This window comes from Haloterrigena salina JCM 13891 (assembly GCF_000337495.1).
Taxonomy (GTDB): domain Archaea; phylum Halobacteriota; class Halobacteria; order Halobacteriales; family Natrialbaceae; genus Haloterrigena; species Haloterrigena salina.
Map to the genome: position 1 here is coordinate 42,172 of NZ_AOIS01000036.1, position 16,776 is coordinate 58,947.

Below are 16,776 nucleotides of genomic sequence, written 5' to 3' on the forward strand. Positions count from 1 at the left end.
ACATGTGCGCGTCGGCAGAATACACTCCGCTCGACGAGACGGATCGGAAAATCCTCCAACGCCTGCAGCGCGACGCGCGAAACAAAATCGCGGTCGAGATCGGGGAGCAGATCGGCGTTTCGGACGGCACCGTTCGGAACCGCATCAGAAACTCGAGCAACGGGGAATCATCGAAGGCTACGTTCCGACCATCAACTACGAGAACGCTGGTTATCACGACGTAACGCGTATTGCGCAGACGCTCGATACGCTCGGGCACCAGGTGGAGAGCGAAGAACTCCTCCGACACACTACTTTCGACCGTTCGATCACTTTGGGAGCGAATCCAGGGCCGACGAGAGCGAGCCGGATGCGGACCACGAACTGTCCTGAGCGAGTCGCCAGCTTCGGGTTTTGATGATCGTAACGCGATGCGATTTAGAGAATCGAATCGAGATTGGCTTCGATAATCCAAGCATCTTCGCCAGTTCGGTACGATAATAGAACCGTTCAGAAAGAGTTTATAACTGCCGAGTGGATTGAGGGTGGTATGGAACGTAGCCAGCACGCGAGTTCTCATCCCACTGGAAAGCAGTTTTCGCTGGTCACCAACGCCGCTTTGTTGAAATTCCTTCTGCGTTATCGGAGTATCGAACCGGGCGCTCTCGAGGCGGCTATCCGCGGGACGGGCGCGAGGACGATATCCGTCGAATCTTTGAGAGATGCTAGTATCGGCGGACCCGGCGGCACTGTTCGAGTTTCTGTGGAGAACAGCGTCACAGGAGTTCGGATAGAGTCGACGAGAGGAAGCTGATCGACGGTCGTATGGACGCGTACATCGAGTGCGACGAGTGCGGCTTCGTGCTCCTCTCTGAGAGCGCTTCCGAACCGCTCCCGAAGCGGGTTGATTCGTGCCCCGGCTGTGGCGGAACGAGTTTTCGATTCACCGCGGGCTAACTGCGTATCTGGCGGTGCTCGCTCTCGGGAGATCGGTACGGCGCGATTCGAGTGAGTGCATCCGCGCCACATTCGTGCATCATCCGGCAGTAAACACCAAAATTGTTTGGGAGTACAATTTTGCCGATCGAACGTCTAGAAGCGATCGCAGGGAATCCGGATCGAGATCCGGGTTCGCCCACCGCGGTTGGCCGCAGTCGGCGGCCACTCGTGGACATCATCCACTTCCGACCGATCCGTAACGCAGTCGCGCCGAGAGCGATCGCTCTTCTCACGAGACGCCGATACATCTGCTATCGCTCGCTCGACCGATACGTAATTTGATAAAACGACCGGTCCAGCGGAAATTATGTCACGCTCGAGAGGCCGATATCACTCATGAATAATGGTCAAGAATATCGCCGGCTGCGTACGGTCTATGATGTGTGGGACCACCTCTCAATCAGCTTTATGTGTCGGTTCGTTGCCGTCGTCCATGGATGATGTCCACAAGCGAACACCAGCCGACAGTACCGGACGAATTCGACGCGCCGCGGACGAAGCTCGTGTATCTCTCCGTGCTGGTACTCGAAGAGGCGACGGTGTCCGAACTCCAGCAGCTGCTGGGACTATCGAAATTGACACTTCTGCCGATTCTGCGATCGCTCGTCGAGGGGGGCCGCGTTCGGTCCACGGAGGTCGGCTATGCCTGCCGGTGAGGTCGAATCGCCGTTCGCGCCGGTCATCGATATCGATTCGGCCGCGAGTCTCCGGGTCGACTGTTACGTCCGTGGGAGCGTTCCGCCGGCCATCACGGCGACCATCGACGACGTCGTTGAGCGGCTCCGAGACCTCGACGAACGCGACGTGATCGACGACCACCGGGTGATCCACTGGCCGCCCGAGTACCGCTCGACCGCCGGATCGACCGGTGAAAACGGGTCGACCCGCGACGAACTCGTCGCCGAGTTCGAACGCTGGGCCGCCCGGAACGGCCACTCGCTCGAGCCGGCGTTTCGCCGACAGGCGGTTCCGCCGTCGCCGTTCGACACCGACTCCGACCAACCGCGCGAGCGAGTTCGGGTTCCGGTCGTCGCGCTGGCGATCTCCGAGGTCGAAGAGGACGCGACGATCGCGGACGCCGTCGACGCGAACGCAGCGTCGATTCGAGGCGTCGTCCCCTATACGGAACGGCCGTCGGCGGAGCGGTCGCGGACGTACACCGTCAACGACCTGCTCGCGACCGTCGAAACGAACGGGAACGACGTTCTCACGGGGACGCACCAACGCGAGGGCCCGACGCCGCTTGGGGGCCGCCAATGAGTGCGGAAATGGCCGACCGACCGGCCGAATTGGAGCGTCCGTCCCGCCAGCCGCTCTCGGGGCGAACGTGTCTGGTGACCGGCGGCTCGCGCGGGATCGGACGCGGCATCGCTCGAGAACTCGGGCGGTACGGCGCGACCGTGATCGTCAACTACCGTTCCTCGGAGACCGACGCCCACGCGGTCGCCGACGCGATCACCGAGGCCGACACCGACGGTACGGCCCATCCGGTACAGGCCGACGTCACCGACCGCAGTGCGGTCGACACGATGCGCGACGCGGTCGCCGACGCGTTCGGTCCGATCGACGTCCTCGTCAACAACGCGGGCATCACGGCCGACCGCACGTTCGCGAACATGACCGCCGAGGACTGGCACCGCGTCGTCGACGTCTCGCTCAACGGCGCGTTCAACTGCACGAAGGCGTTCTACGACGACCTCGAGGCCGCTCCGAACGGCCGAATCATCAGCGTCTCGAGCGTGATCGGCAAGCAGGGGAACGTCGGGCAGGCGAACTACGCCGCGGCCAAGAGCGGCCTCTTCGGCTTTACCAGGTCGCTCGCGCTCGAGTTGGCCGGAACGGGAACGACGGCCAACTGCATCGCCCCCGGTTTCACGCGGACGGAGATGATCGAGTCCATTCCCGAGACCGTTCGGGACGACCTGCGCGAGGACATCCCGCTCGAGCGGTTCGCGACCGTCGAGGAGATCGCCGGGCTCGTCCGCTATCTCGCGAGCGAGCAGTCGGGATACGTCACCGGCGAAGTTATCGACGTCAATGGCGGGATCGACCTCTAAGCGGCGGCTCGGTGTCGGACTGATTGCGGCGGTCAGTGAGAATCTCGACAACGCTCGTTTTCGAACCGATAGATCTGGTGGATCGCCGTCCGGTACGGATGGCCGATCGACGACCGGACGGCGGGCGGTCCCCGCGGCCCGTGCCTCAATGACCGCGGGGCGCCACTGCAGTTCGCCGTTGCAACCCGGCGAGCCGGGTTTCCATCCCCGCGACCGCGACGGCCGCACACCGGAGCTACCGGTGTGATCGATGCTAGTGTGGTCCCCTTCAAAACGGTTGAGAGGGTGTGCACGACGCCTGCACGGTCGCGAGGATCAGCTGCGCGAACGCGATCCGACGTCGGGTCGTCCGGCTTCGATCCGGTCAGCGAGACGGTCGACGCGAAGTCGCGCGGGCTACTACCTCGACCGGGGCACCGTGACGATCACGCTGACCGCGGATCGGGACTCGGGACGCGTCCTCGGGACGAGTCTCGTCAGCGGGTACGGGGGAGGGACGGTCCACCGCAGTCACGCGATCGTGGCGTTCACGGAGCGCGCTACCGTCTTCGAACTGGAGAACTACGACCTCGCGTACGCGCCGCCGTTCAACACGACGTGGGATCCGGTATTCGTCGCCGCGAAGGTGCTCGGCGGCGAACTGCGGTACCGAATGCGAGGACCGTCGGCGGCCGTTCGATGTTCGACGGGATGCACGACGGGCGAACACCAGGGATAGAACTTTGTGGTTCGTCGGTCGAAATCCGTGCGATGCTCGTCATTCACGCGACGTTTCCGGTCGATTCGGACCACCGCGACGAAGCCCTCGAACTCGTACAGGACCTCGCCGAAAGCTCCCGTGAGGAAGACGGCGTCGTCGACTATCGGGTCGCGACGGACGCCGAGGATCCGAACGTGTTCCGGTTCTTCGAACGATACGAGGACGAAGCCGCCTTCGGTGCGCACGCGGAGACCGACCACTTCGAGGCGTTCGAAGACGCGCTCCCGGAGTTGCTTTCTGGCGACCCGGAGGTCACTCGGTTCGACGTCGAGTCCGCGTCGCCGGTCGAACTGTAACGACCGCTGCGTCGCGGTCGTGTCGCGGCGAATTCACCCTCTGATCGACACTCGTGTCCGATTGCGACAGCGTTCAGCGACGGTAGCACGTCCGCTCCCGAGATCTCCGGTATGCGATCGGCTCGCTTCCCGAGCCCTCTCGACGTCGCGTCGCCGCTGCCGGTCGATATCTCACTCGGCGAGAAACGCCTCGAGGCGGTCCCGGTACGCGTCCGGTCGGTCCTCGGTCACCCAGTGGCCGGCGTCCTCGAGTGCGACGAGTTCGCCGCCGATATCGTCGACGAGTCGCCGGCCGTCGTCGACGGGCTGTTCCGCGTCCGCTACGCCCCACAGACACAGCAGTTCGGCGTCGATGGCGTCGTAGTCGATTTCGGTCGTGTGGTTCGTGTTCGTCGCGACGGCAGCGCGGGCGAACGCCCGCCGACCGTCGGTTCGGAGCCAGGGCTCGGTCATCCCGTCGACCCACTCCGGTTTCGGGTCGGCCCGTTCGAGCCCCTCGACGAACGCGTGATCGAGTCGCTCGCGGAACGCGTCGGCGTCCATGTCGAGGGTCCGGGGGAGCCCCAGCGAGGTGACGTACTCGACCGGCCAGGAGCCGTACGCCGTCGCGTTCGAGAGGACCAGTTTGTCGATCCGATCGTCCGTGTGCGCGGCGTACCGGAGCGCGACGCCGCCGCCGATGTCGTGACCGACGACGTGGAACGCCTCGAGTCCGAGTCGGTCGACCAGACCGGCGACGACCTGCTCCTGCGCGCGGATCGAGCGGTCGAACGCGTCGCGCCGATCGCTGTTGCCGTAGCCGACGAAGTCCGGGACGATCGTCCGGAACTGCTCTGCTACCTGCGGCGCGATCCGCCGCCAGAGAAACGACCATGTGGGAATTCCGTGGAGAAACACGACCGGTTCTCCCTCGCCCTCGTCGCGGTACGCGACTGACAGCTCGTGGCCGTCGACGGTGACGGTGGTCTCCGCCTGTGACTCGGACCAGGTGTCGTGATTCACGTGCCGTCGTTCGACCCCGGCCGTGAAAGCGTTGTGCCGGTCGGTCGGCTTCGCGACGACCCAGGGCGCGTTTCGACCGGGTCCGTCGCCGAATCAGGAGTCGTCGGTGTCGTCCCGATCGACGATGAGCTGACTGCGCTCCGTCTCCGGATCGTCACCCTGTACCAGCAGCGAGACCTTCTCCTCGCTGAGATCGTCGATCACGTCGACGGCCTCGATCATCCACGTGTAGAGGCCGAGCTTGAACTGTCGGCGGACCGCGTCGACCGACCGGTGCGAGTAGACGTTGACGCGTCCCCCGTCGGAAAGGACGCGCGACTGTTTCTCGACGATGCCGAACTCGACCAGATCGGTGAGATGTCTGGTGACGACGCTCCGATCCCGGTCGACCATCGACGCGAGTTCGTTGACGGTGATCTCCGGTTCGGCCATCAGACACCGACAGATCTCGAGTTCGGTCTCGGAGATCCCGAAGACGGTCCGCATGAGCCGCTTCTCGTCCGGCGTTTCGATCGGGACGGTGTCGTCGATCTCCGTCATCGACTCGTCACAACACGTCATCGCCGCGCTGCCCAGCTGATAGTCGCCACAGGACTCACAGCGGTACACCGCGAGTTCCACGTCGGAAGAGACCATTGACGCCGATACACCGGCCCCGCAGTAAAGGCTTTCAGCCGTCGCGAGTACCGATCGTCGGTGACCGAGGAACGTAGTAAGTCCGGGCGGCCGGCTCCATCGCTGATCGATACCACGTCGACACTCTCACTCGAAACCGACTGTGTGCGATCCGCCCACAGTCGGTAGAGGCTTTTCCCCTAAGGAGCGATAGCGTGCGGGATGCCAGTAGCAGACGAACCTCGAACGACGGAGTCCGTTCGCGACCACTCCAGCGTCACCGGTGAGACGGCCGTTGTGACGGGCGCCTCGAGCGGTATCGGCCGGGCGATCACCGAGACGTTCGTCGCGGACGGCGCCGACGTCGTCATCTGTTCGCGAACGCGGGACGACGTCGAGGCCGTCGCGGACGAACTCAACGGGGCGAACCTCCCCGGGTCGGTCCATCCCGTCGAGTGCGACGTTACCGATCGCGACTCGGTCGAGGCGCTCGCCGAGGCGACGCTCGAGGAGTTCGACACTGTCGACGTCTTGGTCAACAACGCGGGCGGGGCCGGTGACGGCGGACCCCTGCAGGAGGTAGAGCCCGAGGGCTGGGAGGGGGTCGTCGAGGTGAACCTCACGGGTACGTACAACGTCACCCGCGCGTTCGCCGACGCGCTCCGGAGCGACGGCGGAGCGATCGTCAACACGTCCAGTATGGCCGGTCGCTACGGCGTCGCCGGAATGGGGCCGTACAGCGCCGTGAAGGCGGGGGTCAGCGCACTCACCCGAACGCTGGCCGCCGAGTGGGCCGAGGACGACGTTCGCGTGAACGCGGTCGAGCCCGGGTTCATCGCGACGCCGCCGGTCCGCGAGGGGTTCGGCCTCGACGAGATTCCGGACCGAGAGCCGGTCGCTCGAGAGGTCGGCTCGCCCCATGAGGTCGCCGACCTCGTCCGCTTCCTCGCGAGCGACGCCGCGTCGTTCGTGACGGGACAGACGCTCTCGCCGACCGGCCCACCGAACACGTTCGAGCCGCCGGGGAGGTAGTCCGTCACGGTCGTCCACGAATCGGCACTCGACTCGCGGGCACGATTCTTCGCACCTAGTCCGCGGATCGAGCCCCCTCTTTCCCGTGCGAGCGGGCCGATCCGCGCCCCTCGCTCGCTGAAAGCTCGCGCGGTCGCCCGGCCGACGCCCGCCGACGCGCCCGTGACGACGACCTTCGAGTCGGTATCGCCGCTCATCGCGTTTTTCGAAACCGGTCCCACGCGGTCTCGACGCGCGTTCCCCGCGAGGTCCGCTTTTTTCCTGCTGGTCGTCGAACGGTGCGTCATGCGCATCGACTCGCCTCTCGATCGCGTCGCGTTCACCGGTCCGGTCCGAGCCGCGGGTGATGTCGGTGACTGACGCCGACGCCTATCCGCCGATCGAGGCCTACGGCGTCGTCGGGAACCTCGAGACGTGCGCGCTCGTCGCGCCGGACGGCTCGATCGACTGGTTCCCGTTCCCCCACCTCGAGTCGCCGAGCATCCTCGCCGCGATCCTCGACGCCGAGCGCGGGGGGCGATTTCGGATCGCCCCGACTGATTCCTTCGAGACGGAGCGGCGGTACGTCGACGACACGAACGTCCTCGAGACGACGTTCCGGACCGACGACGGGACGGCGACCGTAACGGACTTCCTGCCGCCGGCCGGTCGGACCGACCACCCGAAGAAAGTCCTCTATCGCAAACTCGCCTGCGCAGACGGGAGCGTCGAGCTCGAGGTCGAACTCGAGCCGCGGTTCGATTACGGCCGCGCGGAGACGTCGATCGAACGGGTCGATGGCGGCGTCCTCGCCGAGGGCGACGAGGAACGGACGCTGCTCGAGAGTCCGATCGACCTCGCAATCGATGACGGCCGGATCACCGGCGACCTCTCGCTCGAGGCCGGCGACGAGGAGTGGTTCCTGCTCCGGTGTACGGGCGCCGAGGACGCGAACACGGATCCCGAGGCCGCGCTGGCGGAGACGATCGACTACTGGGCCGACTGGGCCCACGACTGCGATGCCGACGGCGACTGCGCGTTCGAGGGGGCGTGGCACGACACCGTCGTTCGGTCCGAACTCGTGCTGAAGCTCCTGACCCACGCCGAATCGGGTGGGATCGCGGCTGCGCCGACGACCTCGCTACCCGAGGACATCGGCGGCGTCCGCAACTGGGACTACCGGTTCAACTGGCTGCGCGACGCCGGCTTTACAGTGCAGGCACTGATGAACCTCGGCACCGCCGACGAGGCGAACGACTACTTCGACTGGTTCATGGATCTCTGCCAGGCCGACGATCCCGAAGCGATCCAGCCGCTGTACGGGCTCCACGGCGATTCCGATCTCGAGGAGCGGGAACTGGAGCACTTCGAGGGGTATCGCGGGTCCAGTCCCGTGCGAATCGGCAACGGGGCCGCCGAGCAGCGCCAACACGACACCTACGGGGAACTCCTGCTGGCCGTCGACGAGATGCACCGACACGGTCGCGAACTGGACCCCGACGAGTGGGACCGGATCCGCGATATCGTCGAGTACGTCCGCGAGATCTGGACCGAGCCCGACGCGGGCATCTGGGAGGTCCGCGGCGGGGCCGAACACTTCGTCTACTCGAAGGTGATGTGTTGGGTCGCCCTCGATCGCGGGATCGCGCTCGCGACCGACGGTGGCTACGACGCCCCGGTCGGGGAGTGGCGGGAGACCCGCGAGCGGATCAGGGCGGACGTCCTCGAGAACGGGTACGACGAGGATGTCGGGGCGTTCGTGCAATCCTACGGGTCGGACGCGCTCGACGCGACGGGGCTGTTGCTCCCGATCGTCGGCTTCCTGCCCTTCGACGACGACTGCGTGCAGGGAACGATCGACGCGATCGAGGAGACGTTAGTCGAGGACGAGGTGTTCGTCCAGCGGTACGACGGCGACGACGGACTCCCGGGCGACGAGGGAGCGTTCGTCCTCTGCTCGAGCTGGTTCGTCGACGCGCTCGCGCTCTCCGGGCGCATCGCGGAGGCTCAATCCCGATTCGAGACGCTGCTCGAGTACCTGAACCCGCTCGGGCTCGTCGCAGAGGAGATCGATCCCGAGAGCGGCGCCCACCTCGGGAACTACCCGCAGGCGTTCAGCCACATCGGGATCGTCAATAGCGCCCTGTATCTGGGCTACGCCCGGGGGCTCGAGACGCCCGGACCGGCACCGATGGGGATCCGACTTGGCGACCCGGTCGTTTCGTCGTGAGTTGGGTGATACCTCCCCCCAAACTGTTGGGCGCTCCGGGACGTACGATCCCATGACAGGATGATCACGGCGTCGCTGCGGATACGTCTCCCCGAGGACGCGTGGGTCGCGGAGGTCTCTCGCTCGTTCCCGAGCGCCACCTTCCGTCTCCTGTCGGGGGTCCGAACCGGCGACAGGGCAGTGGAACTGGGTGAAGTGGTCGCCGAGAACCCGCGGGAGGTTTCGGGAGCGATCGCGACCCATCCGTCGATCGAAGCCCACGAGCGGCTGGCGGTGACGGACGACCGATCGCTCTCGAAGTACGAAACGACCGAGACGGCGCTGTACGAGTTCGTCGAATCGGCCTCGCTTCCGCCCGAGTTTCCGATCGTCGTCCGCGCCGGCTGGTACGAACTGGATTTCACGGGGACGCGCGACGAGTTCGACGGACTGCGGGCGATGCTCGAGGACGCGACCCTCCGGTACGAACTCCAGTCGCTCGTCGAGGCCGACGAGACCGCGACGCTGCTCACCGACAGGCAGCGGGCGACGCTCGAGGCGGCGCTCCGGGAGGGCTACTTCGAGGTTCCGCGGGAGTGTACGCTCGACACGGTCGCGGGAACGCTCGGCGTCGACGAATCGACGGCGAGCGGCGTCCTCCGTCGCGGCCAAGCCAAACTGGTCAAGTGGCACTTGACCGGGGCGGACGGCGATCGACTCGACTGACCGGCCCGGTTCCGGCGTCTCGCACGCGATCCCAAGCTCTTGGGCCAGTTGATTCGGACTGATGCGTGTTACATCCGGTCGATGCCTCCTGAACATCGGCCCGCTGATCGATGCTCGAACGACCGAACGACCGATGATGACGACGGCGACGCGAACCGATCGGTCGAGCAAGGCGATCGGGAGTCGACCGCGTCGACCGCGCTCGACCGACGCGACGTGCTCGGGACCGGCACCGTCGCGGCGGGGGCGCTTCTCGGCGGCTGTATCGGTGGTTCCGAATCGTCCGGTACCGCCTCGGTCGACGAGCGACACCCGGGATTCCGATCGCTCGAGAACGAGGTCGCCGACCGCTCCCTGCCGGTCGAGGGCGAGCTCCCGTCGTGGCTGGAGGGAACGCTGCTGCGAACCGGACCGGCGAAATTCGAGGTCGGCGACCGGCACCTGCGTCACTGGTTCGACGGCTTCGCGATGCTCCACCGGTTCGCGATCGACGACGGCGCCGTGACGTACTCGAACCGATTCCTCGAGACGCGAGCGTACGAGCACGCGACGGACGAGGGGGAACTCGGCTACCGCGAATTCGCCACGGATCCCTGTCGACGGATCTGGGAGCGGTTCTTCACGTTGTTCTCCGACACGACGACCGACAACGCGAACGTCAGCGTCGCGACTCACGCCGACCGGTTCCGTGCGATGACCGAGACCCCCATACCGGTCGAGTTCGATCCGGAGACGCTCGAGACGCTGGGCGTCGTCGCCGACGGGACCGACCTCGGTGACCTGACGACCGCGCACCCCCACCGGGACGACGGGGAGACGATCAACTACGTGACGGACCTCTCGCGGACGAGCGAGTACCGGGTGTTCCGGATGCCCGACGGCGAGCACGAGCGGGACGTCTTCGCTACCGTCTCCCGGGACCGGCCGGCGTACATGCACAGTTTCGGGTTGACCGACCGGTACGTGATCCTCGCGGAGTTTCCCTTCGTCGTCGACCCGCTCGAGTTCCTCGTGCGGGATCGGCCGTTCATCGAGAACTACGAGTGGGTTCCCGATCGGGGGACGCGATTCCTCGTGATCGAGCGCGCAACTGGAGAGGTGGTTAGTACACACGAGACGGACGCGTTCTTCGCGTTTCACCACGTCAACGCCTTCGAGGACGGGGACGATATCGTCGTCGACGTCGTCGCCTACGACGACGCCTCGATCGTCGAGGACCTCTACCTCGAGGAGATTCGATCGGAGGGGTACTCGCCCGACGGGGGACGACTCGATCGGTTTCGGCTCGGTGAGACGGTTGCTCGGGAGGCGCTCTACGAGGGACCGATCGAGTTGCCCGGGATCAACTATGACCGGGTGAACGCCGAACCGTACCGGTACGCCTACGGCGTGGGGAACCGGGAGAACCCGCCGCGGGACGTTCCGAACACGCTGGTCAAGGTCGACGTCGAGACCGGCGCCGCGAGCGAGTGGGAGGAACCGGGAACCTACGCCGGCGAACCGGTCTTCGTCGAATCGCCCGACGCGACTGCCGAGGACGACGGCGTGATCCTGTCGGTCGTCCTCGACGCGGCCGCGGAACGGTCGTTTCTGCTCGTTCTCGATGCCGGGACGTTCGAGGAACTGGCGCGAGCGCCGGCGCCCCACCACATTCCACTGGGCTTCCACGGGATTTTCGCCGACCTGTAGCGGCCCGGGAAGCCGCTCTCGTCTGTCGTCAGTTCCCGATCTCGATCGCTCCTCGCATGCTCCGGGGATGGACCTGACAGTAGTACTCCGCCATCTCCTCGCTGGCCGTGAACGTGACCGTCTGCGTGGCCCCTTCCTCGCCGACGAACTCGGAGGCGAGGAGGTCCTCGCCGTTCCCGTTCTGGATCGCGAAGTTATGCTGCAGCCCGTCGGCGTTCTCCCAGATCAGGGTGTACTCGGTCCCGGCCTCGAGCTGGAGGGTCGGATTCTCCTCGCCCGCGACGGGCTCGGGCGCTGCACCCCGCCAGGCCGACGCCTCGCCGAGTAGCCGGAAGTCGGCGTCTCCGCTCCCCGATTCCTCGGCGTCCGAGGTCGCTTCGTCGTCCCGTCCGGGAAACTCCCAGTCTGCGAACGGACCCTCGACGATTTCGTCTTGTTCCCACATCGCGTGGATGAACGGCTGGGTCTCGCCGTTCGGCAGTTCCATCGCGGTCGGCACCGGGTCGTAGACGGGGCCGTCGGGCGTCGGCCTGATCGGCAGGACGACGCCGTGCGTGTGGTGGACTTGCCCGGCGATCGTCCCGTCCGGCGCCAGCGGCAGTTCCTCGTCTACGGCCATCCGGTATCGCTCGTCGCGGACCGTCTGGGTCGTCATGAAGTGGATGACGCGGAACCCGTCCTCGGTCGCCACCTCGCCGTTGATCCGGACGTCGCCGACCCCCCACGACGCGCCGTAGGTGTACACCCGAGGGAACAGCGGCGAACCGGTCCCCGTGATCCCGTGCAGCCAGCCGCCCGACAGGATGCCGCCGCCGGTCTCGTAGCCCGGAATCGGCGGCTGCACGACGTGGTCGTGCTCGAGTTCGTACTCGTTGCCCGCCGGATCGGTAAACCGTGCGCTGAGGTCGACCGCGTCGCTCGTATCGCCGGGCTCGCCGGGAAGATCGTACGGCTGCCGATCCCCGTAGGTGATCTCGAACGAGCCGCTCGTCACCTCGGCCTCGTCGCTGTACAGCGTCGGTTCGGTGAATCGTTCCTGTGCGATCCCGGCCGACTCACCGTCCTCGATCGGTTCGCGGGCCTCCTCCGGTGCGGCCACCAGCGGTGGCAGATCCTGCAGGAGCTGCGGGATGGCCTCGTCCAGCGGCTCGGGGAACCCCTTGGCCTGTTCGATGCGCGACTCGAGCAGATCGCTCCCCCGCCGCGGGGCGTCCGGCGTTCCGAACACCTGCGGGCTCAGTCGCCGTTCGCCGGGAAGAACCCAGTAGACGGCGTTTCCCGACTCCTGTCGAACCGTGACATCGCGACTCGAGTCGGCGGTTCCACCGCCTTCCTCCTGCCGGGTGACCGTCGATCCGTGCGCTGCTCCGATTCCGCCCACGAGCGCCCCGAGCGTCGTCGCGCCACCGGCCGCGAGCACCGATCGCCGCGCTACGTTATCGTTCGAATCGTTCTTGTTTGCCATCTGTTACCACATGTGGTCCGTGGAGATCGGAGCAAAGAATGGGACGAATCGTTGTGGCACGGCAAACGCTCATTCCCGTAAGGCTTTAGCGGGATGTTTCGCTCGCGCGGGCGATCTAAGGCGCGATTGGACGGACTAATCCGCTCTTATCGATCGGACGCCGATCGGAACGGTGTCGTCGCGATCGATACCGACGACGGCGCACCAGGGTCCGATCGCGTCGAACGGAACCCGATCCGCGCTCGTGGCTTCGGGTCGAACTGCGGCCGAAAACAGCGCGCTCGGCGAGAGCCGTTAGAACGTGATGATCTCGTAGTCGTCGTCGACCATCGAACGGACGCTGGGGTGGCCCTCGTTCTCGTCGATACGGACGAGTCCCTGGTCCTCGACGGCGTCGTCGACGCCGAACGCCCCGGCGCAGTAGTCACAGACGGCCGCTTCGTCCTGCACGGACTCGTAGAGGTCGTGGTAGTCGTGGTCCTCGTCCTCCAACTCCTCGACCCACTGGGTGCCGGCGCCGTCGAAGATGAGTTCGAGTTCGTCTTCGTCGTTCTCGGCGAACTCCTTTGCCGCCTCGAGCCCGTTGACGAGTCGACCGGTGTCGGCGTGCGATTCGGTGCCCGCGAGAATGACGATGGCTGCGTTTACCATTACATGTGAACGCAGGCCATCCGCGGATAAAACGGACCGGCGGGCGTGTGTGCCCGCTGCAACATCGCCGGAGACCACTCGATCCGTGCCGGTCCGATCCGCTATTTAGTGGTCGTGACGATGATCGTGGTCGTGTCCGTGGCCGTGGCTGTGATCGTGTCCGTGGCCGTGGCTGTGATCGTGTCCGTGGCCGTGGCTGTGATCGTGTCCGTGGCCGTGGCTGTGATCGTGCCCGCCGCGGGTGAACTGCCCCGAGAACGCCCGCTGGACGACCTCCGAGAGCGCGGGATGGATGTGCACTGACTCGCGGATGTCTCGAACCGTTCCCGAGCCGGCCGTCATCGCGACGACGACCTCCTCGATCAAATTAGAGGCCTCCGGGCCGACGATGTGACAGCCGAGGATCTCTCCCTCGAGGGAGATGAGCGGCTTGACCATCCCCTCGACCTTCATCGCCGAGCCGCGGGCGGTGTCCTCGTACCGGTACGTGCGCTTGGCGTAGTCGCGGTCGGCGGCCTGCAGTTCCGCCTCCGTGGCGCCGACGCCGGCGACCTCCGGCGAGGAGAAGACGGCGAAGGGCATCGCGTCGTAGTCGACCGGCTCGAGGCCGTCGCCGAAGAGGTTGCGAACGACGGCCCGGGCTTCGTGGTTGGCGTTGTGCTTGAGCAGGTACTCGCCGACGATGTCGCCCAGCGCCCAGACCCCGTCGGCGCTCGTCCGCAGGTACTCGTCCGTCTCGACGAACCCCAGCTCGTCCGTCTCGATCCCCGCCGCGCTCGCGTTCAGCGTATCGGTGTTCGGAACGCGCCCGGTGGCGACGAGCAGTTCGTCGCCGGTGACGGAGAGCCGCTCGGCCGCGCCCTCGCCGCGTTCTGGCGCCGGATACGGCGTCGACCCCGGCTCCGCTCCCGTCTCCGATTCCGCTTCCGGTTCGGAGTCGGCCGCCGGATACGGCCGCGCGTCGACGGTCACCTCGCCGTCGGACTCCGAGACGGCCGTGGCCTCGTAGCCCGTGTACACGTCGTACCGGTCCGCGAGTCGCTCCGTGAACTCGGCGGCGACCGCCGCGTCGGCGTCCGGAAGCAGGTGCGGGCGCCGCCCGATAATCGAGACGTCGCTCCCGAACGCTCCGAAGAAGTGGCCCAACTCCGCCGCGATATAGCCGCCGCCGACGATGACGAGGTGTTCCGGCGGCTCCTCGAGTCGGAGCGCCTCCCGGCTCGTCAGGTAGTCGGTGTCCTCGATGCCGTCGACCTGAGGGACGCCGGGACGGGTGCCGGCCGCGACGAGGACCGTTTCGGCGGTCAGGCGCTCGCCGTCGTGATCCCCGCCCGAGAGTTCGACGGTTCGCTCGTCGACGAACTCCCCCTCCGCCCGGTAGAGGTCGTGATCCGAGGAGGACTCGAGCCCCCGGCGGATCGACTCCGAGCTTCCGGCGACGTCCTCGTTGACCTCGCGGACGATGTCGGCGAAGGCGACGTCATCGACCGTCGTCTCGATGCCGAACTCCTCGGCGCGCTCGACTGTCTCGAGTACCTCCGCGCGGTACAATAGCTGCTTCGAAGGGATACAGCCGCGGTTGAGGCAGGTCCCGCCGAGCCGCCCCTTCTCGACGACGGCGACCGACTGACCGCGCCCTGCGGCCGCGTTCGCGACGTCGAGCCCCGATCCCGAACCGACGACCAGGAAATCGTACTCCTCCATGCGCCGAACTCCGGTGCCGGTCGTAATGAAGGCCGGGCCGGAATGCACGGGACGTGCACGTTCACTGCGGCCTGCGGAGTCTCGTCCCTGCTCCCGAGTGGCACCCGTCTCGAGGATCGCACCGCCTCGGATCCGGCTCCCCCTACAGTAACGCCGACAGCGCGAGCACGACGGCGGCGGCGAGAGCGGGATAGTCGAGTCGCGAGAGCGACAGCGCGGGCAGGGTGGGATTCCAGGCGAAACACCGCGCCTGCATGGCGAGCGCGAGGCGATCGGCTCGGTCGAACGCCCGCGAGAGGCCCAACAGTCCCAGCGTACTCGCGCGGTCGACGGCGCTTCGCTGGTCGCCAAGCCGCGCCGCCATCGCGTCGCTGATCGTCCGCAGATCGGCCTGCAGGACCGGCAGGAACCGGAAGACGAGCGCGACGCCGATCCCGAGGAGCTGGCCCGGTTTCCCTGGAATCGTCCGCTGGATCGCGGCGCGAGAGTCCCGGACCGTCGTCGAACGGACGTACGCCGCGCTAACGAGCAGGACGAGCAGGACGCGGTAGCTCGCCCGCGCGGAGGCGAGGCCGTCCGCGAGGTCGAGCCAGGGCGAACCGAACGTGAGCGCCGCGAGTACCGGTGCGAGCGAGAGGAAGAGCAGGGCGAAGCGATAGGCGGACAGCGTCTCGAGGAGCGGAACGCGAGCGCTAAGCAGGATCGTCGCGGCGACGGCGGTGAGCGCGACCAGTGCCCGCGGGCTCGTGTGGGCCAGCGCGGTCGCGGCGAACCCGAACTGGACGGCCAGCTTCGAGCGGGGGTCGAGCCGGTGGGCGAGCGTGTCGTCGGGGTCGTAGGTGAGCATCGTCGGGATCGGTGGTCTGGCGGCGGCAGTGATCGTCGCGCCGCGTGCGGTCAGCGCTCCGGCACTCGAACCTCGAAATCCGACAGCGCCTCGAGCGCGCGGTCGGGCGCGTCGTCGACGGCGACCGCGCCGTCCCGCATGGCGACGACGCGGTCGGCCAGGTCGAGCACGTCTCTGAGGTCGTGGGTCGCGAGCAGGATCCCGGTTCCGCCGTCCGAGAGCGCCTCGAGTCGCGAGAGGACGGATCGGCGGGCCGGGTCGTCCAGTCCGGTGAACGGTTCGTCCAGGACGAGATGCGTGGGTTCCATCGAGAGCGCGCCGGCGATGGCCACGCGGGACTGCTCGCCCCCCGAGAGCGCGTCGATCCGCTCGTCCCCGCGACCGGCCATGTTGACGGCTTCGAGGGCGTCGGCCACCCGGCGGTCGATCTCGGCGCGCTCGAGGCCGAGGTTCTCGGGGCCGAAGGCGACGTCGGCGCCGATCGTCGCGGCGACGAACTGGTCCCGTGGGTGCTGGAAGACCATGCCGACGCTCGAGCGGGCGGCGACGAGGTCCTCGGTGACTGGGGTCCCGTCGATCAGTACTTTCCCCGCATTGGGCGTCACCAGCCCGTTACAGTGGCGCAGCAGGGTCGTCTTGCCGCTCCCGTTGGCGCCCGCGAGGACGACGAACTCGCCGTCCGCGATCGACAGCGAGACGTCCTCGAGGACGGGCACGTCGTCGAAGGCGTAGGTGACGGACCGGAACTCGATCATCGTGCCCTCGC

Annotated in this window: 16 protein-coding genes and 1 pseudogene; 10 read left to right on the top strand and 7 right to left on the bottom strand. The window is 66.7% G+C overall.

Features of this window, described 5'->3' with window-relative positions:
• Positions 1–2: 2 nt before the first annotated feature.
• From C477_RS24510 to C477_RS09975, 6 genes and pseudogenes are all read left to right on the top strand, one after another.
• Positions 3–224 carry an Lrp/AsnC family transcriptional regulator gene (locus tag C477_RS24510; protein ID WP_008894350.1) on the top strand — a complete coding sequence of 74 codons (222 nt, stop codon included), beginning with the start codon at positions 3–5 and terminating at the stop codon, positions 222–224.
• Positions 225–1,415: 1,191 nt separating this feature from the next.
• A complete protein-coding gene (locus tag C477_RS09955; protein ID WP_008894351.1) occupies positions 1,416–1,634 on the top strand; it encodes a hypothetical protein in 219 nt (72 codons plus the stop codon).
• Positions 1,621–2,238 carry an HTH domain-containing protein gene (locus tag C477_RS09960; protein WP_008894352.1) on the top strand — a complete coding sequence of 206 codons (618 nt, stop codon included), beginning with the start codon at positions 1,621–1,623 and terminating at the stop codon, positions 2,236–2,238. Before C477_RS09955 ends, C477_RS09960 begins: the two co-directional genes overlap by 14 nt.
• A complete protein-coding gene (fabG, locus tag C477_RS09965; RefSeq protein WP_049914468.1) occupies positions 2,235–3,035 on the top strand; it encodes a 3-oxoacyl-ACP reductase FabG in 801 nt (266 codons plus the stop codon). Before C477_RS09960 ends, fabG begins: the two co-directional genes overlap by 4 nt.
• A gap of 318 nt (positions 3,036–3,353) precedes the next feature.
• Positions 3,354–3,753: pseudogene (locus tag C477_RS09970) on the top strand (hypothetical protein); the annotation flags it as partial.
• Positions 3,754–3,785: 32 nt separating this feature from the next.
• Positions 3,786–4,091, top strand: coding sequence for a putative quinol monooxygenase (locus C477_RS09975; protein WP_008894355.1), 306 nt, complete (start codon positions 3,786–3,788; stop codon positions 4,089–4,091).
• A 171-nt stretch (positions 4,092–4,262) separates the two neighbouring features.
• Here C477_RS09975 and C477_RS09980 read toward each other — a convergent pair whose 3' ends face one another.
• Both C477_RS09980 and C477_RS09985 read right to left on the bottom strand, forming a co-directional pair.
• Entirely contained in the window at positions 4,263–5,093 is an 831-nt protein-coding gene (locus tag C477_RS09980) for an alpha/beta fold hydrolase (protein WP_008894356.1), read from the bottom strand.
• Positions 5,094–5,186: 93 nt separating this feature from the next.
• A complete protein-coding gene (locus tag C477_RS09985) occupies positions 5,187–5,729 on the bottom strand; it encodes an HVO_A0114 family putative DNA-binding protein (RefSeq protein ID WP_008894357.1) in 543 nt (180 codons plus the stop codon).
• 201 nt (positions 5,730–5,930) lie between these two features.
• Between C477_RS09985 and C477_RS09990 the strand changes: the two genes are divergently transcribed.
• The 4 genes from C477_RS09990 (at position 5,931) to C477_RS10010 (ending at position 11,343) form a co-directional block, all read left to right on the top strand.
• The gene (locus tag C477_RS09990) at positions 5,931–6,740 is read left to right on the top strand and encodes an SDR family NAD(P)-dependent oxidoreductase (protein WP_008894358.1); all 810 of its coding nucleotides are present in this window, start codon (positions 5,931–5,933) and stop codon (positions 6,738–6,740) included.
• Positions 6,741–7,086: 346 nt separating this feature from the next.
• Entirely contained in the window at positions 7,087–8,949 is a 1,863-nt protein-coding gene (locus C477_RS10000) for a glycoside hydrolase family 15 protein (protein WP_008894360.1), read from the top strand.
• 60 nt (positions 8,950–9,009) lie between these two features.
• Positions 9,010–9,654 carry a helix-turn-helix domain-containing protein gene (locus tag C477_RS10005; protein ID WP_008894361.1) on the top strand — a complete coding sequence of 215 codons (645 nt, stop codon included), beginning with the start codon at positions 9,010–9,012 and terminating at the stop codon, positions 9,652–9,654.
• A gap of 81 nt (positions 9,655–9,735) precedes the next feature.
• Complete coding sequence (locus tag C477_RS10010; RefSeq protein ID WP_008894362.1) at positions 9,736–11,343, top strand: carotenoid oxygenase family protein; 1,608 nt, start codon at positions 9,736–9,738, stop codon at positions 11,341–11,343.
• A gap of 28 nt (positions 11,344–11,371) precedes the next feature.
• On the opposite strand, the gene C477_RS10015 is transcribed toward C477_RS10010, so the two are convergent.
• The 5 genes from C477_RS10015 to C477_RS10035 form a co-directional block, all read right to left on the bottom strand.
• On the bottom strand, positions 11,372–12,808 hold the full coding sequence (locus tag C477_RS10015; RefSeq protein WP_008894363.1) for a cupredoxin domain-containing protein: 1,437 nt from the start codon (positions 12,806–12,808) through the stop codon (positions 11,372–11,374).
• Between the two features lie 294 nt (positions 12,809–13,102).
• Positions 13,103–13,459, bottom strand: coding sequence for a DsrE family protein (locus tag C477_RS10020; RefSeq protein ID WP_008894364.1), 357 nt, complete (start codon positions 13,457–13,459; stop codon positions 13,103–13,105).
• A 105-nt stretch (positions 13,460–13,564) separates the two neighbouring features.
• Complete coding sequence (locus C477_RS10025) at positions 13,565–15,163, bottom strand: dihydrolipoyl dehydrogenase (protein ID WP_008894365.1); 1,599 nt, start codon at positions 15,161–15,163, stop codon at positions 13,565–13,567.
• 142 nt (positions 15,164–15,305) lie between these two features.
• Positions 15,306–16,010: an energy-coupling factor transporter transmembrane component T family protein gene (locus C477_RS10030; RefSeq protein ID WP_008894366.1), complete on the bottom strand. Its 705-nt coding sequence runs from the start codon at positions 16,008–16,010 to the stop codon at positions 15,306–15,308.
• Positions 16,011–16,060: 50 nt separating this feature from the next.
• Positions 16,061–16,765: an energy-coupling factor ABC transporter ATP-binding protein gene (locus C477_RS10035; RefSeq protein ID WP_008894367.1), complete on the bottom strand. Its 705-nt coding sequence runs from the start codon at positions 16,763–16,765 to the stop codon at positions 16,061–16,063.
• Between the last annotated feature and the right edge of the window lie 11 nt (positions 16,766–16,776).

What these genes read in the sequence shown, in the direction of transcription:
- C477_RS10035 (WP_008894367.1), bottom strand. Translation starts at nt 16,765, where the DNA reads ATGATCGAGTTCCGGTCCGTCACCTACGCCTTCGACGACGTGCCCGTC.
- C477_RS10030 (WP_008894366.1), bottom strand. Translation starts at nt 16,010, where the DNA reads ATGCTCACCTACGACCCCGACGACACGCTCGCCCACCGGCTCGACCCC.
- C477_RS10020 (WP_008894364.1), bottom strand. Translation starts at nt 13,459, where the DNA reads ATGGTAAACGCAGCCATCGTCATTCTCGCGGGCACCGAATCGCACGCC.
- C477_RS10010 (WP_008894362.1), top strand. Translation starts at nt 9,736, where the DNA reads ATGCCTCCTGAACATCGGCCCGCTGATCGATGCTCGAACGACCGAACG.
- fabG (WP_049914468.1), top strand. Translation starts at nt 2,235, where the DNA reads ATGAGTGCGGAAATGGCCGACCGACCGGCCGAATTGGAGCGTCCGTCC.
- C477_RS10015 (WP_008894363.1), bottom strand. Translation starts at nt 12,808, where the DNA reads ATGGCAAACAAGAACGATTCGAACGATAACGTAGCGCGGCGATCGGTG.
- C477_RS10025 (WP_008894365.1), bottom strand. Translation starts at nt 15,163, where the DNA reads ATGGAGGAGTACGATTTCCTGGTCGTCGGTTCGGGATCGGGGCTCGAC.
- C477_RS09990 (WP_008894358.1), top strand. Translation starts at nt 5,931, where the DNA reads ATGCCAGTAGCAGACGAACCTCGAACGACGGAGTCCGTTCGCGACCAC.
- C477_RS09985 (WP_008894357.1), bottom strand. Translation starts at nt 5,729, where the DNA reads ATGGTCTCTTCCGACGTGGAACTCGCGGTGTACCGCTGTGAGTCCTGT.
- C477_RS10005 (WP_008894361.1), top strand. Translation starts at nt 9,010, where the DNA reads ATGATCACGGCGTCGCTGCGGATACGTCTCCCCGAGGACGCGTGGGTC.
- C477_RS09955 (WP_008894351.1), top strand. Translation starts at nt 1,416, where the DNA reads ATGATGTCCACAAGCGAACACCAGCCGACAGTACCGGACGAATTCGAC.
- C477_RS24510 (WP_008894350.1), top strand. Translation starts at nt 3, where the DNA reads ATGTGCGCGTCGGCAGAATACACTCCGCTCGACGAGACGGATCGGAAA.
- C477_RS10000 (WP_008894360.1), top strand. Translation starts at nt 7,087, where the DNA reads ATGTCGGTGACTGACGCCGACGCCTATCCGCCGATCGAGGCCTACGGC.
- C477_RS09960 (WP_008894352.1), top strand. Translation starts at nt 1,621, where the DNA reads ATGCCTGCCGGTGAGGTCGAATCGCCGTTCGCGCCGGTCATCGATATC.
- C477_RS09975 (WP_008894355.1), top strand. Translation starts at nt 3,786, where the DNA reads ATGCTCGTCATTCACGCGACGTTTCCGGTCGATTCGGACCACCGCGAC.